The sequence below is a fragment of the Salinimonas chungwhensis DSM 16280 genome (assembly GCF_000378185.1).
GTDB lineage: Bacteria > Pseudomonadota > Gammaproteobacteria > Enterobacterales > Alteromonadaceae > Alteromonas > Alteromonas chungwhensis.
The window spans coordinates 325,139-340,640 of the sequence record NZ_KB899376.1 but is presented as its reverse complement, the minus strand read 5'-3'; the positions used below and the strand labels follow the sequence as shown (position 1 = coordinate 340,640).

The following is a 15,502-nucleotide window of genomic DNA, read 5'->3' as shown; positions in this document are numbered from 1 at the left end:
GTGGGTGCATTCGTTCAATCCAGTGCAAGCCTTTGTTTTTTTTACGTTAATTTATCACTCTTGAATGGTATGGAATTAGCAATGGATTATGGGTAACCCCTAACAGGAGTGTTTGATGAAAATATTTGAAGAATTACGGGAAGACCATGAAAAACAACGTTCTTTACTAAAGATTCTCGCTGAAACTAGTGGTGATACACCCGCGCGTCGTGAGTATTTTACTCAGCTTAAAGAACAGCTTGAAAGTCATGCGGTGGCAGAAGAACGTTACTTCTACTCTAAGTTAATGGAATCTGACCAGACAATCGATATGTCCCGTCATGGTATTGCAGAACACCATGAAATAGATGAACTGATTGAAACATTAGAAAATACAGATATGGGCTCATCTGCCTGGCTGACCCACTTAAAGTCTTTGCAGGAAAAAGTAGAGCATCATTTAGCCGATGAGGAACAGGAATTCTTTCAGGTAGCAGGTAAAGTTCTTAACGAGCAGGATAAGAGTAAGCTGGCTGGAGATTATCGCGAAGAAATGCAAAAAGAACTCGCTAAACACTAAGCAGTATAATAAAAACTCAGGAGAATAATCATGTTAAAATGGGCACTTATATTTTTAATAGTTGCTATTATAGCCGCAATATTTGGCTTCGGTGGCGCGGCCGGTACCGCAGCAACCATTGCACAATATCTGTTTTATGGCTTTGTCATTCTTTTAGTGGTCTCGCTAATTGCCTCAGTGGTACGTGGCGGTTCACGAAGATAAATGACAAAAAAACGTACTTTCCCGGAACTGACCGTAAGGTTCCGGACGTGGTGGGAAGGCGTTAGCACAAGCTACTGGTTCATTCCGGTATGCATGATGCTAACGTCTTTTTTATTGTGCTACCTCTGCCTTAGCTATATTCAGCGGGCTACCCTACCTGAATATTTACTTACATTAACCCCGATTGTGACGCAGGCCGGGGCGCAGCAAATCCTTTCAACCATTGCTACCTCTATTATAACCGCTACCAGTATCGCCTTTTCCATGACGATTGTTGCACTTACTATGGCTTCCTCACAGTTTGGCCCTCGGTTACTTCGCACCTTCATGTTGGACAGAGGAACTCAGTGGGTTTTAGGTTTACTGGTTTCCACCTTTGTGTTTTGTCTGATATCACTGCATCACTTAAGCAGTATTGATGAGAACACTGATGCGCTATCTATACTCAGTGGCATATCAGTAATAATGGGTGTGGCAGATATTTTTGCAATCATCTTTTTTATTCATCATATCGGACGGTTTATACAAGCTGATGAAGTTATTTATCGTTGCTACAACGAATTGATGAACAATATAGATGAGCTATTACCTAAGCCTGAAGACGCACCCAGAGAGCAGCCCGTACCGTCAGCATTTTTGCAAAGTTCGGCCTGCCAGATTGAAATTCCCATGCAAAAAAGCGGTTATATTCAAACGGTTAATTATGAAAAACTTCTGAGCACTCAGCTTGAGGGACTGGAGGGCATCGAAATCAGGGCACGTTCTGGTGATTATGCATTTCCGGATGCCACCATTATGGTAATTCACAGCCGGTATCAAAAGCCGGTTGAATACTATAAAGGGCTCCTGGAATTAGTAATACTGGGAAACAGGAGGACACCTGTTCAAGATCCTGAGTTTGCTATCAGTCAAATGGTAGAATTGGCATTGAGAGCATTGTCAGCGGGTATCAATGATCCCCAAACTGCAATTTCGTGTTTAGACAGACTTACTGCAAGTTGCATTTACATGGGGCAACGTTCCTTTCCCGCTGATTGTGTTATAAACAGAGAAACAGGGATTTGGATAAAACGCCGTACGTTTAGTATCGAAGGCATTATAAATACCGCGTTTGACCAGATAAGACAAGCAGGTGAGGGGCATGTGGACATCGCTTTGCATATCATGTTCTGTTTGCAAACACTAATGAAACATTTGCCAGACAGATTACATCCGCTGTTGCGTCAACAGGCAAAATCAACATACGAGATAATTATCGAAAGTACAATAAACAAACAGGATCTGAAAACCCTTGAGAACGCCTATCTGCCTTTCAAAGACTAAAGACTGGTGGCCTTTTTAAAAGGCTTTATGAAAAAAGCCTGGCATAACGCCAGGCTTTTAATCTTACCGGGTAACGATAATGTAGACCGCGTGGATGATTCCAGGTATATAACCCAGCAATGTCAACAAGACATTGATCCAAAACTGCGCACCAATACCCACTTGTAAAAATACACCTAATGGCGGCAGCAAAATTGATAAAATTATGCGTAAGATATCCATTTCATGTTCCTTTCAGATTGAGAATAAGTTCAATAGTTTATTCAGTAGTTGCAAGGTCTTTGCCACACTGCCCTACTCTATTAAATAAACATAATGAACTATAATACAGGCTAAAGCCCCCGCTGCATCTGGGATACGCTACCGTAATTCAAATCAGATCGTGTCTCGGTAGTGAAAAAGATTCGTTCAAGGGGTGAAAATCATGAAGGGAATTTCTGACAATATGTAAAAAGTACATTTCTGTCGAAACTGGTTTATATGATCATTCATCTCCAGTGCAAGCTGGTTTCCGTTTCAGTGTGAGTCTTAAAAAGTATTGTTTTAAAATTGTCAGTGTAAATCTACTACTCAGCATTTATTTAGAGAGAGATTTTACACCTCTTTTTATTAACCTGGGTTATCAGGATGAAGCAGAGTGACTTTAGCCATTGAAAGGCTGCGTAGTCATAAATAAAAACACGCTGATAACGTTGGTATCAGCGTGCCGTTAAATGTATAACTTGTTATGCCTGGAAGTGACGTTTTTTCTTTAGTCGCAGACTGGCTAGCCCGACAAACGATAGTGCGAACAAGCTAACTGTATAAGGTTCAGGCACCTGCACCCGGACACTTATATCTCTAAATTGTGTAGAGTTGCTGCATGAGTCGCCATCACAGTCATTGATAAATACAAGGTACTGGTAATCACCATTGAAAACATCATTCAGGTCGACATTGAAACGCTGCCAGGTTGGCCGGCCATTGTTCAGGCTGTCAAAATCATACCTAAATGCTTTGCTCCCCCAGCTCTGGCTACCAGAAAGATTTAGTGCATAAACACCGTCGTCACCACCAATATTTTCAACGTTATCATTAGCGAGCATGATTCCGCCGATTTCAGAAGGTATAGCCGGACTGTTATTACCCTGCTTCACCCGCATATCAAAATTCAATGTGTAGCGCGTTTTGTCATCCAGAACAAAACTATCTAGGCCGAATAAGCTTTCTGTTGAAATGTATGTCCACGCTTCACTGCCTAGATGTAATATACCACCACCAGAATCGCGAACTTCATAGTGCCCTTTATTCTGGCCTGGGACATCTATAAATTCGCCGTTGGCAAAGTTATCAACAATATTCGCTTCCATCAGGCTTGATTGAGCGGTAAAACTGAAAACTGAAAAACTCAGTGCTAATAACAGACTTCTCATGCTTGTAACCTACATTCGTTTATTTAATCATCCAGATATTACGACATATCCCTGAAACCGTTATTGAGCAATTTTGATACCAAAATCATAACCTACTGTTTTAAAGGTAAAAGCAAGCTGAATCTCGGTAATACCGTAAAATAACCTGACAGTACCACACAAAAATAGTTTAAAACTTTTTATGTATTTATTTACCCTCAGGGGTGGTATCCCCCTGGCAGAGCCCAGCAACAAATTTGTATAAGCTATTAGCGGAGTCTGCGCCCTTTACAGTGTGTCGGGCGTTGACTTCGGATGGATAAAAGTCACAAAAAATTAGATAACTATGTCTTTCCGAGCTATGAGGTGTATTTTTATAGCTGATTTGATCAAAAAAAATACTGCGCCCTTGTGGCTGCTTCAGGCACCGAAGAGAATCGGTCATCACGTGTAATGAAAATAACAATAACGATTACAAAGTATAGTATTAAACGAAGAAGACAAAGTCGGTCTCAATATATTGATTGGTATAAATAAGGCATGAAGGGTGTATAGCAGATTCTGCTACTTACCAGCAGAACGGATCTAATCTGTTGTGTATAGACCAGGGAGCCTGCTAATTTATTTTTGCAGTGGATTAAAAAAGAGAGAACATCGTTCTCTCTTTTTAGCGTTTACTTCGGCCGGCATTCCGGATAGCTAGGATAGAAATCTAAAGAGCCTTACACTACAAGTCTTTATAAGTCGCGCCCCCAATAGAGCCGCAATTTACATGTGGCCGGGAAAATGTGAACTTGACGGGTTCGACATTCAGATTGTTTAACTGGTGCAGAAATACCGTGGTTTGACCCAGCGGACGAACTGTCTTATCGGAGCTGATAGTGATAGACGCTTCGGAGCCGGCTTTCTTATTCAGTGTATTAGCGCCAACTTTGCCGCTGAAGCCTTTATGCGTCGACTCTACGATCATAACCAGCGGGCGGTTAGTATGGCCTGTCTTTACAAGAGATACTTTTACCGCAGCAGCATTGTTTTCATCGCAGAAAGCCTCAAATTTCACGTCGGCCTTCCAATAGCTGTAATTGGTCACAGAGTACGCTTCACCTTCAGCGAATAGTGACGTGTCAACGGGTACAAAAAAGTATTGAGCAGAGACTGAGGAAGAAAGTGTGCCGAGCATTAATGCTGCGGTTATCGCTATACGGGATTTCAACATAAATATTCCTTTTCATCGTTTGTGGCATCCAGGACCACGCCAAACGCTTAGTCAACTTACAAGCGGGACAAGATGCAATGTAAAATTATGCAACCCGGCCATCTCGGTGTAGAGATCCGAAGCTTTCCGTCCTTACTTCACAGTAAGTTTGGCGATAAAATAATATGCAATTAAAGTCATAAGAGCAATGTGAGGCTGACTGCAAAAGAGATATTGATATAGAGTGATTGAACTAAGCAATCGATGCGCGACGTCCTTTAACTACCTGGCTGTAGGCAACAACGGGAAGAAAAGCTCGTGATATAAATGATAGCGAACTGTAAAAAATTGACGTTCGAGGTCCATTGGGAACATCTTTAACTTATAATTGTCGATTTTAATCGAGTTCTCAAAAGCCAAATCAGATTAACGTCAGAGAAGTTCTTTTTATAGCAAGCTCTGAAATTATAAACACCAATAGCAGCTTCTATCTGATTAAAAGTGCGAGACCTGGTTAATCTCTAAACGCAACAGTGATAAAAAAAAGGCCCGTATAAATCAATACAGGCCTTTTTTATTTGGTGCGGAAAGCGGGACTTGAACCCGCACGACCGAAGTCACCACCCCCTCAAGATGGCGTGTCTACCAATTCCACCACTTCCGCAAAAACTTATTACTCTTAATCAGGCGTATCAGATGCGTCGACATCATCACTAACCGGTACATCAGGATCTTGCTGTGTTGCCGCCGGCGCGCTATTTTGCGCAGGTGCTTCCAGATTGTTCCATTCATCAGAAGCGCTTTCACGGTTAGCTGTCAAATTGCCCAGGGCCAGACTCACCATAAAAAACAAGGCCGCCAGAATCGATGTGGTACGCGTCATAAAATTACCAGAGCCGGACGAACCGAAAACGGTATTAGACCCACCGGCTCCAAAAGAGGCGCCCATGTCAGCCCCTTTACCTTGTTGAATAAGAATAAAACCAACAAGAATAAGTGCAACCACTAAGTAGGCTACTAAAAGCACTTCGTATAACATAACTTCCTCGTCAAATTGCCGCCTGGCAAATTGCAATAAAATCTTTTGTATTCAGGCTTGCGCCGCCAATCAGGCCGCCGTCAATATCCGGTTGACTAAACAATGCCTGTGCGTTGTTAGCTTTAACGCTACCACCATATAAAATTCTAATACCATCCGCCAGGTCAGCGTCATGCTCAGACAATACATGACGGATAAACCGGTGAATATCCTGTGCTTGCTCAGGTGACGCCGTCTTGCCGGTACCGATAGCCCACACAGGTTCGTAAGCAATAACACTTTGCTTAAGCTGGTCTGCTGTCACTTCAGAAAAAAGTGCTGCTACCTGCTCACCGATAAATAATTTTTCCTCACCGGCTTCACGGACCGATAACGCTTCGCCCACGCAAATAATGGGAATCAAACCAGACTCAATAACTCTGGCTACTTTTTTTGCAACCAGCAAATTTGTTTCATTATGGTCTTCACGGCGCTCAGAGTGGCCGACAATAACATACCTGGCACCCAATTCTTTGAGCATCTCTGTCGAGATATCGCCAGTATGTGCTCCATTGTCGAGATGACTGACATCCTGTGCCCCAATTTGAAAATGCTCTGCATTAAACATGCTCAAATAAACACTTGGCGGACAGACGATAACATCCATTCTGTCGAATGCTTTGTCATTCAACGCATTGGTAAATGACTCAACCAGTGAACGATCTCCGTTCATTTTCCAGTTGCCAGCGACCATTGGCGTTCTTTTTTCTGTCATCCTGAGACCTTTACCGTGACTGTAAAGCGGGCGTGATATTAACGAGATACGCCCGATTATACAAGTGGAAAAATTAATTAACTAACCAATTTCAGCTAATTGGCTACTTCACGAACAACATCTGCGATTTTGTTTGCCCATGTTTTAGCGTCAGCTTCTTCACGCGCCTCTACCATGACGCGAATCAGCGGTTCTGTACCACTTTTTCTTAACAACACTCTGCCACCATCGCCTAAGGCCTGCTCAGCGGTTGCCTTAGCATCCTGAACACTGGCTGATTCAAGGGGACTTTCCACACCCGGCGTATAGCGAACATTGACCAGTTCCTGAGGATATTTTTCAAAGCCTTTACTTAAATCGTACAAATTCGCATTGGCTCTTAGCATGGAGGTCAGTACTTGCAGTCCAGCGACAATTCCATCACCGGTGGAGGCTAAATTAAGATTCAATACATGTCCTGAACTCTCACCGCCGATGGCCCAGCCTTTGCGCTGCAATAATTCCATAACATAACGGTCGCCAACTTTACTACGGGCAAAGGGAATGCTGAGTCGGGTAAGCGCATTTTCAAGACCAAGGTTACTCATCAGCGTACCTACTACGCCACCCTGTAATCTGCCTGATTTCAACGCATCTCTGGCTACGATATACAGTATTTTATCGCCATCAAGCACATTGCCCTTATGATCGACCATCATAATACGGTCGCCATCACCATCCAACGCAAAACCTAAATCAGCGTTCTCATCCACCACGCGCTTTTTAATCGCGGCCATAGATGTCGCACCAACCTTGTGATTAATATTAAGCCCATCAGGTTCGGTGCCAATTTCTATAACGTCTGCGCCTAACTCAGAAAGCACATTAGGTGCAATGTGATAGGTCGCACCGTGAGCGCAATCCACTACAATCTTCAAACCTTTCAGCGATAAATCCGAGGGGAAAGTGCCTTTGCAGAACTCAATATAGCGGCCAGCCGCATCATTCACTCTGACCGCTTTGCCTAACTTGTCAGAAGCGACGCATCGCATAGGCTCATCCATCATTTTTTCGATGGCTAACTCAATATCATCGTCAAGCTTAAAGCCATCAGCTGAGAAAAATTTTATACCATTATCATGATAAGGATTGTGCGAGGCGCTGATCACAATACCGGCCTCTGACCGAAATGTTCGTGTCAGATACGCAATTGCCGGGGTTGGCATGGGTCCGAGTAAACCAATATTTATTCCGGCAGCGGATAAACCTGATTCCAGGGCAGATTCAAGCATATAGCCTGAAATTCGGGTATCTTTTCCAACAAGCACCTTATTGGTACCACGCCCCGCCAACACTTTACCGGCGGCCCAACCGAGTTTTACTGCGAACTCAGGGTTAATAACGCTCTCACCGACTGTGCCGCGTATACCATCAGTACCGAAATACTTACGCTCACTCATTTATTGTTCTCCTTGTTGCGTATATACATGATAGGCATTCACAATCTCAACGACGTCAACGGTCTCTTTCACATCATGTACACGAATAATTTCTGATTTAGCCTGGGCCGCGAAAGTCGCCAGTGCAAGGCTACCTGCTAATCGCTCATTAACCTGGTTTTTAAGAACCTGTCCTATCATAGACTTACGGGACATCCCGACGAGGATCGGATAGCCAAGTTGACGTATTTTAGGTAGAGCCGCCAGCAGCTGATAATTATGCGCCAGGCTTTTACCAAAGCCAAAACCTGGATCGAGAATCAGGTTGTCTTTATTTATACCCGCGTTCAAACAAGCATCCACTCTTTGCATAAGAAAAGTCTGGACCTCTTCAACGATATCCTTATAAGTCGGATTATTCTGCATAGATTGGGGCGAGCCCTGCATGTGCATCAGGCAAACCGGTACATCACAACGAACAGCAGTTTCCAGCGCGCCGGGTTCCTGCAAGGCTCGCACATCATTAATTAGTTCAGCGCCCGAATCCACCGCATGTTGCATGACCTGGGGTTTACTCGTATCCACTGAAATCACCACATCAAATCTTGAAGCGATAGCCTCAATCACTGGCACAACTCTATCCAATTCCTGCTGAACATCTACCAAAGGTGCCCCGGGGCGGGTTGATTCGCCGCCAACATCAATGATAGCGGCCCCAGCATCAACCATTTCAGCACAGCGCGTTAACGCCTTGGACAAGGACATATATTCGCCGCCATCTGAGAAAGAATCCGGCGTTGCATTTAGCACACCCATAACAACAGACTTAGAAGGTGCCGCAGAGTCATTAATAAATTTTAATTTTTTATTCATGAATGGATAGCATTACTTAAAGGTGGGTCTATGAGATCGGTCGTTATTATAAAAAAACGCCAGCAGAGATGCTGGCGTTTTTGTTTTATCCTGGCAAGTCGCCGGGCTTACCAACTGACGGTTTATCAACACCATCATTTTTGATTTCGCCCTCCCGCGCGGGTTTACCACCACTGGGTTTATCACCATCACCAGGGGAACGATCATCCCAATCCGCTGGCGGACGAACCTCAGTGCGATTCATCAGGTCATCAATCTGCTTTGCATCAATAGTTTCATACTTCATGAGGGCATCTTTCATTGAATGCAGAATATCGATATTCTCTTCAAGAATCTTCTTCGCCCTGTCATAGTTCGAGTCTATGATCGCCTTGATTTCTGCATCTATTGCACGAGCTGTATCATCCGACATGCTTGACGCTTTTGACATCGACTTACCAAGAAATACCTCGCCTTCATCTTCAGCATACAGCATGGGGCCCATCTTACTGGAAAGTCCCCACTGCGTGACCATCTTGCGGGCTATCTCAGTGGCGCGTTCAATATCATTCGATGCACCGGTCGTAACTTTATCATCACCGTAGATAATTTGTTCTGCAATTCGGCCACCGAACAAACTGGATACCATACTTTCAAGATGCTGTTTCGAGTGACTAACGCGATCTTTTTCTGGCAGATACATAGTTACACCCAGCGCGCGACCGCGTGGAATAATAGAAACTTTGTATACCGGATCGTGTTCGGGCACCAGTCGTCCGACGATCGCATGGCCAGCCTCATGGTAAGACGTCATAGCTTTTTCTTCTTCAGACATGACCATTGATTTGCGCTCAGCGCCCATCATGATTTTGTCTTTCGCCTTATCAAACTCTTCCATTGATACAACACGCTTGTTAGAGCGCGCCGCAAACAACGCAGCCTCGTTAACAAGGTTCGCCAAATCAGCACCTGAGAACCCCGGCGTCCCACGGGCAATTACCGCTGGGTCGACATTATCTGCAACCGGTACTTTGCGTGCATGAACCTTAAGTATCTGCTCACGCCCACGAATATCCGGTAACCCTACCACAACCTGACGGTCAAAACGGCCTGGACGAAGCAACGCAGGATCCAATACGTCCGGACGGTTAGTAGCTGCAATCACGATAATGCCTTCATGGCCTTCAAAACCATCCATTTCAACCAACATCTGGTTAAGGGTTTGTTCCCTTTCATCGTGACCACCGCCAAGACCTGCGCCCCGTTGTCTACCAACTGCATCAATCTCATCTATGAAAATAATACAAGGTGCGGACTTTTTCGCTTGTTCAAACATGTCCCGGACTCTTGAGGCACCGACACCAACAAACATTTCGACAAAGTCAGAACCAGAAATCGTGAAAAAGGGAACTTTTGCCTCACCAGCAATTGCTTTGGCAAGCAGCGTTTTACCCGTACCAGGAGGGCCTACCATCAGCACGCCTTTGGGAATTTTACCACCTAACTTCTGAAACTTTGTTGGATCACGCAGAAAGTCGACCAACTCTGAAACATCTTCTTTTGCCTCATCACAGCCTGCAACATCAGCAAATGTAGTCTTCACCTGGTCTTCACCTAACAAGCGCGCTTTGCTTTTACCGAAAGACATTGCACCACGGCCACCACCGCCCTGCATCTGACGCATAAAGAAAATCCACACTGCAATCAGCAGTAACATGGGAAACCATGATATGAAAATCGATGTCAGGATTGAGGGTTCTTCGGCGGGCTCGCCATATATGCGGATATCTTTAGACGCTAAGTCAGATATTAACTTGTCATCATAATAAGGAATATACGTGACAAAGGTTTCCCCGGAACGTTTTGTCCCGCGAATTTCCTGTGATTCGCTGTCAATACGAACCTCACGAATATTACCCTGATTCGCTTCTTTAAGGAAGGTTGTATAATCTGTCTGGGGCCGTGCCGATTCTCCCGGAGAAAAACTCTGGAATACTGACATCAAAACCACAGCGATGACTAACCATAAAATTAAATTCTTTGCCATATCGCTCAATGCTACTAACCTCTGAAATTACCGGAATAATCCTGTCTTTGCTGATAAGTTACGCAGTAACTGGTCAGCTAACAAAACCGGACGAATAACGTTCCTTTAACCGCTACCCTTTAGCCTACTACACTTTATAGCCGCAAGCCACCAGATAGACTTCCCGCGAACGCGCCCTCGATGAATCGGGCTTACGGGTTTTTATCGAGGTAAACGTCTGACGCAACGCTTTTAAATATTCGTCAAACCCTTCCCCCTGGAAAACTTTAATCGCCAGACTGCCACCGGGTTTTAACACTTGGTGACACATATCCAGCGCCAGTTCACACAAATAAATTGAGCGGGCCTGGTCAACAGAATTATTACCCGACATATTAGGTGCCATATCAGACAACACAATATCTACGTTGTTCCCGTCTATTCTGTTCAATAATGCGTTGAGAACTGCTTCTTCACGAAAATCGCCCTGCAAAAATTCAACACCTGCAATGGGATCCATGGGTAAAATATCACAAGCAATAACCTGCCCCTCAGGCCCCACCAGACTAGACGCCATCTGCGACCATCCACCAGGGGCTGCGCCAAGGTCTACTACCGTCATACCAGGTTTAAAAAGTTTATCTTTTTGCTGCACTTCTTCGAGTTTAAAAAACGCCCGGGACCGACGCCCTTGCTTTTGCGCCTTCTGCACATACTGATCGTCAAAATGCTCTTTAAGCCAACGCTTACTGCTGGCTGAATGTTTCTTTTTCGTCATTGCCGCACTTTGTGATTGGGAATGTGGTCAAGATGGCGTTAGAATATGGCTTTTCAAGACGCAAGTCCCAATTAATTAAAGATATCCTGGTAATGAAACTTTCGAATAAACAGAAACAATTTTTAAAAGGTTTAGCGCATCCGCTGAAGCCTGTTGTACAGCTTGGTGGAAACGGCCTTACTGAGGGCGTGGTGGCTGAAATTGATAATGCGCTAAATCATCATGAACTGATTAAGGTGAAAGTACCGACCGATGACCGTGAAGAAAAAACGCTCATCAATGATGCTATCGTCAGGGAAACCGGTGCAGTGAAGGTTCAGGTAATCGGTCATGCGCTGGTGCTGTATCGTCCAACCGAAGAGCGTAAAATTCAGTTGCCAAAACAGTAGGCGGTGAAAGTACAACCTGACGCCCTGGCATAGTTATTTTTTTGTTAAGCAGGTAAGCTTTGCTGCACAACTTGGTTAATGAGAAAATATAAATGGATGTAGGTCAAATTACCGCAATTGTTACGGGTGGGTGTTCGGGGTTGGGTCACGCCACTGCAGTAGCACTTCGAGACGCAGGCGCCAGGGTCGCATTATTCGACCTGGACGCTGCATCAGGCGAGCAACGCGTTAACGAGCTGGGTGCAGAACATACCCGTTTTTATAATGTAGATGTGCGCGATGAAGCACAGGTTCGCTCAGCGATCGACGATGTTAAGTCAAAGTTTGGAGATCTTCACGTCTGTATTAACTGTGCAGGTATTGCTCCGGCTAAGCGTACTCTCGATAAAGAAGGCGCAGCAGCACCTCTAGAGGATTTTCAGCGTACGGTTGATATCAACCTTATCGGAACCTTTAATGTGGCCCGTCTGGCAGCTCAGGCCATGAGCCAGCAAGCCACTTTGAATGATGATGGCGAGCGTGGTCTTATTATCAATACCGCTTCGGTGGCGGGTTATGAAGGCCAGATTGGCCAGACTGCTTACGCAGCCAGTAAAGGCGGTATTATTTCGTTAACTCTGCCGATGGCCAGAGACTTATGCTCGCTGGGTATTCGGGTCAACACCATCGCACCTGGTGTGATGGGCACGCCACTGTTGTTAGCTATGCCGGAAAAAGTGCAGGATGCATTGTCTTCGAATGTCCCGTTCCCCAAACGGCTGGGTTATCCCAAAGAATTTGCCGGGCTGGTCAAGCATATGATTACAAATAGTTATTTAAATGGTGAGACCATTCGGCTGGATGGCGGCCTGCGTATGCCACCAAAATAATCACCCGCTTCGATTCAAAAAAGACGGGCTGTGCCCGTCTTTTTATTATTCCTCTCCGCCATTTACGATAAGCGCAATATTGTAGAGTCTATTGACGGCCATATAATTAATCGTATTTTTGGGATACCGACCTCGACTACTCAATCCGCCGGCTTCCCGCTCCATCAACAGTGTGAGCGCTTCGTCAACGGTTTTTACCGGGTAAATATGAAAGAGCCCCTGTTCAACAGCGTTCACTACAGTAGTATCCAGAACCAGATTGACGTGGTTAGAATACGGAATAATTACCCCTTGAGAGCCGGTCAGGCCGCGATGTTGGCAAAGATCAAAAAAGCCTTCAATTTTTTCGTTCACGCCACCAACAGCCTGCACTTCCCCATATTGATTAATTGAGCCTGTTACAGCCAGCCCTTGTAAAACCGGTATCTCGGTCAGGGCTGAAATAAGCGCTACCAGCTCACCCAGTGAAGCACTGTCGCCATCAATATGGCCGTAAGATTGCTCAAGGGCGATATTAGCCGACAGCGTAAGAGGAAAATGCTGTGCATACTTATTGCCCAAAAAGCCGCTTAGCAACATGACGCCTTTGGAGTGTATCGGCTGACCCAGTTCAACTTCACGTTCAATATCCACCACCCCATTGGCTCCGGCATAAACGGTGGAGGTTATCCGGGCCGGTGTACCAAAAGCCGTATCCCCTACTTCAAGTACCGTTAGCCCGTTGACGGTACCTACGGCTTTGTCTTCGGTGGCTATTAATACATGACCTTCCTTGATGTCATCCAGCAAGGACTGACTGACTCTGCCAGTACGGCGTTTTTTAGCCTGAAGGGCCGTTTCGATGTGTTCCGCCTCAAGGGTTGTGTCGCCCTGCTTCTGGCAGAAATAAAGCGCTTCATTGATCAGTTCCAACAATTCTGCGACGTGGGCAGAAAGCCGGTTTTTGTGCTCTGCCATGCGTAAGGACTGGTGTATAAGTCTGCGCATAGCGTTGACCGATATTGATGTTATTCCCTGAGCATGAACATGCTGCTGCACCTTGCCAATAAAGCTAAACAAATTAGTAGGATTGGCCGGGATTTCCGAATCAAAATCGACTAACACTCTGAATAGTTCGTCGAATTCGTCATCATAATCCTGCAGCGTGTAATAAAGATCCCGGGAGCCCAGCAGCACAACTTTTAGATTCAGCGACATAGGCTGTGGATTAAGTGTAATCGCGTTGACCATGCCGACTTCCTGCTGTGGCAGATCCATTTTTAACAGCCCCGACTTGATAGTGCGTTTGAGTGCTTCCCACACGTAGGGCTGTTCAACCATTTGGTCAGCATCCAATAGCAGGTAACCGCCGTTAGCCCGATGCAGAGCCCCGGGGCGAATCATGCGATAGTCGGTATACACGCCGCCATGCATGGTGTGATACTCAATACGGCCAAACAAATTCTGATAAGTGGGATTAGGCTCGTAAATAATTGGAGGACCGGCGTCATATTTGTGAGATACCAGAAGGTTGGGCAGATACAATTCTTCCAGATAACCGCGCTTATCCGGGTCATCTGACTTTTCCTCACGCTGTTCATCCAGCCACAGGTCAACCACGGTCTCTGGCAGGTGCGATCGTAGCTGGCGCAGATATTTCAATACGCCCAGGTTATCAGCATATTTGTGCTCAAGAGATTTAATCAGCGGACGCACCCCGGCGTCAGCCGTTTCCCGATTGAGGTTTCTTAATTTTTCGGCATTCTCCCGCCGCCAAACGGGTAAACTGATCAGACTCTCACTCAAACGATTTTCAAGTTCGTCAATAAGGCCATAAAAATAACTGCGCTGTTCTTTCTCCAGTTGTGCGAATTGCGCTTCAGTAACAGGCGCACCGTCGATGACTGGTACAAAGCTAATGGTACCCTGCTGTTCCTGCATAACCAGTTGATTTGCATTGGCATAACGCTCAACAGTGTCCACAGCCGTATCATATCGTTGCTGATAGGCGCGATTGATTGCCGCTTTCTGGCGCTGATAGCCGGGCATATCAAAGGCTGCCGGGAAAGTGGCCAGGACATCATCAATCAGTCCCTGCATCGCTTTGTGAAAGCGACGTCCCTGGGAGGCGGGCAACTTAAGCAGTAATGGATCGCGTTCATCTTCAAGGTTTGCGATATAGCACCAGTCTTCAGGTGCGTTGAGTTTCGTCGCCGCTGTTTCAATATGAGATTTCACCAGGGAAAACCGGCCGGTGGCGGGCTCTCCCATCACATAAAGGTTATAGCCAGGCGCGCCTATGCCCAAACCGAAAGACATGGCTTCACGGGCTCTCTCCTGCCCGACGAATGTTGCTTCACGGGCAGCAGGATTGTTAATGGTCTCTTCTATAAACGCATCGTCAAGCGTTGGGGCCAGCTCTTCAACAGAGATAGCTGCGATCTTATCAGCGCTGGGCATAAGGATATTTATTCTCTTGGATTACTGGTTGCTGTAAAACAACGATGTTTTACAGGACAACTATAGATAATAAGTCGATTATTCCAGTCTTCTTTGGATAACGCCATGAAACGCTGTGAATTTGTGAATGCCCGTTGATGATTGGTCATTTTATGTACCGATGTTGTCAGGATAAGCCACGTTAAGTTGGGGAAATCAGCTAACATCAAATGCACTGCAGTGGCTGTCAGCTTCGTTCTCACTGGCAAACGACGCTTGCTCTCTCC

Annotated in this window: 15 protein-coding genes, 1 tRNA gene and 1 riboswitch; of the genes, 5 read left to right on the top strand and 11 right to left on the bottom strand. The window is 45.4% G+C overall.

The window, feature by feature from the left end:
* Nucleotides 1–115 precede the first annotated feature (115 nt).
* Genes F458_RS0101605 through F458_RS0101595 form a run of 3 tightly spaced genes read left to right on the top strand, consistent with a single transcriptional unit; the run spans nucleotide 116 to nucleotide 2,086 of the window.
* Nucleotides 116–559: a hemerythrin domain-containing protein gene (locus F458_RS0101605; RefSeq protein ID WP_018981623.1), complete on the top strand. Its 444-nt coding sequence runs from the start codon at nucleotides 116–118 to the stop codon at nucleotides 557–559.
* A gap of 30 nt (nucleotides 560–589) precedes the next feature.
* Nucleotides 590–763 carry a DUF1328 domain-containing protein gene (locus tag F458_RS20330; RefSeq protein ID WP_018981622.1) on the top strand — a complete coding sequence of 58 codons (174 nt, stop codon included), beginning with the start codon at nucleotides 590–592 and terminating at the stop codon, nucleotides 761–763.
* Complete coding sequence (locus F458_RS0101595) at nucleotides 764–2,086, top strand: DUF2254 domain-containing protein (protein WP_026294412.1); 1,323 nt, start codon at nucleotides 764–766, stop codon at nucleotides 2,084–2,086. It abuts the gene before it with no gap.
* A 63-nt stretch (nucleotides 2,087–2,149) separates the two neighbouring features.
* Here the strand turns inward: F458_RS0101595 and F458_RS20325 are convergent, their stop codons facing one another.
* The 10 genes from F458_RS20325 to rlmE all read right to left on the bottom strand — a co-directional run bounded on the left by F458_RS20325 (nucleotide 2,150) and on the right by rlmE (nucleotide 11,539).
* Nucleotides 2,150–2,308: a YqaE/Pmp3 family membrane protein gene (locus F458_RS20325; RefSeq protein WP_018981620.1), complete on the bottom strand. Its 159-nt coding sequence runs from the start codon at nucleotides 2,306–2,308 to the stop codon at nucleotides 2,150–2,152.
* A gap of 503 nt (nucleotides 2,309–2,811) precedes the next feature.
* Nucleotides 2,812–3,498, bottom strand: a complete 687-nt coding sequence (locus F458_RS0101585) for a PEP-CTERM domain protein (RefSeq protein WP_018981619.1) — start codon at nucleotides 3,496–3,498, stop codon at nucleotides 2,812–2,814.
* Between the two features lie 706 nt (nucleotides 3,499–4,204).
* Nucleotides 4,205–4,693 (bottom strand): hypothetical protein, encoded by a 489-nt coding sequence (locus tag F458_RS0101580; RefSeq protein WP_018981618.1) that lies wholly within the window; start codon nucleotides 4,691–4,693, stop codon nucleotides 4,205–4,207.
* Nucleotides 4,694–4,778: 85 nt separating this feature from the next.
* A riboswitch (cyclic di-GMP riboswitch) is annotated at nucleotides 4,779–4,856 on the bottom strand.
* Nucleotides 4,857–5,251: 395 nt separating this feature from the next.
* Nucleotides 5,252–5,336: transfer RNA gene (locus F458_RS0101575), tRNA-Leu, on the bottom strand.
* A 15-nt stretch (nucleotides 5,337–5,351) separates the two neighbouring features.
* A complete protein-coding gene (gene secG / locus F458_RS0101570) occupies nucleotides 5,352–5,711 on the bottom strand; it encodes a preprotein translocase subunit SecG (RefSeq protein WP_018981617.1) in 360 nt (119 codons plus the stop codon).
* A gap of 10 nt (nucleotides 5,712–5,721) precedes the next feature.
* Nucleotides 5,722–6,465 (bottom strand): triose-phosphate isomerase, encoded by a 744-nt coding sequence (tpiA, locus tag F458_RS0101565; RefSeq protein WP_018981616.1) that lies wholly within the window; start codon nucleotides 6,463–6,465, stop codon nucleotides 5,722–5,724.
* Nucleotides 6,466–6,560: 95 nt separating this feature from the next.
* On the bottom strand, nucleotides 6,561–7,904 hold the full coding sequence (gene glmM / locus F458_RS0101560) for a phosphoglucosamine mutase (RefSeq protein WP_018981615.1): 1,344 nt from the start codon (nucleotides 7,902–7,904) through the stop codon (nucleotides 6,561–6,563).
* Complete coding sequence (folP, locus tag F458_RS0101555) at nucleotides 7,905–8,756, bottom strand: dihydropteroate synthase (RefSeq protein ID WP_018981614.1); 852 nt, start codon at nucleotides 8,754–8,756, stop codon at nucleotides 7,905–7,907.
* A gap of 85 nt (nucleotides 8,757–8,841) precedes the next feature.
* The gene (gene ftsH, locus F458_RS0101550; protein WP_018981613.1) at nucleotides 8,842–10,791 is read right to left on the bottom strand and encodes an ATP-dependent zinc metalloprotease FtsH; all 1,950 of its coding nucleotides are present in this window, start codon (nucleotides 10,789–10,791) and stop codon (nucleotides 8,842–8,844) included.
* Between the two features lie 118 nt (nucleotides 10,792–10,909).
* Nucleotides 10,910–11,539 carry a 23S rRNA (uridine(2552)-2'-O)-methyltransferase RlmE gene (gene rlmE / locus F458_RS0101545; protein WP_018981612.1) on the bottom strand — a complete coding sequence of 210 codons (630 nt, stop codon included), beginning with the start codon at nucleotides 11,537–11,539 and terminating at the stop codon, nucleotides 10,910–10,912.
* A gap of 92 nt (nucleotides 11,540–11,631) precedes the next feature.
* On the opposite strand from rlmE, the gene yhbY reads away from it, so the two are divergent.
* Together yhbY and F458_RS0101535 are read left to right on the top strand one after the other, a co-directional pair.
* Nucleotides 11,632–11,928 (top strand): ribosome assembly RNA-binding protein YhbY, encoded by a 297-nt coding sequence (yhbY, locus tag F458_RS0101540; protein WP_026294411.1) that lies wholly within the window; start codon nucleotides 11,632–11,634, stop codon nucleotides 11,926–11,928.
* 92 nt (nucleotides 11,929–12,020) lie between these two features.
* Nucleotides 12,021–12,797, top strand: a complete 777-nt coding sequence (locus F458_RS0101535; RefSeq protein WP_018981610.1) for a 3-hydroxyacyl-CoA dehydrogenase — start codon at nucleotides 12,021–12,023, stop codon at nucleotides 12,795–12,797.
* Nucleotides 12,798–12,842: 45 nt separating this feature from the next.
* On the opposite strand, the gene F458_RS0101530 is transcribed toward F458_RS0101535, so the two are convergent.
* Nucleotides 12,843–15,236 (bottom strand): Lon protease family protein, encoded by a 2,394-nt coding sequence (locus F458_RS0101530; RefSeq protein ID WP_018981609.1) that lies wholly within the window; start codon nucleotides 15,234–15,236, stop codon nucleotides 12,843–12,845.
* Nucleotides 15,237–15,502: the final 266 nt, after the last annotated feature.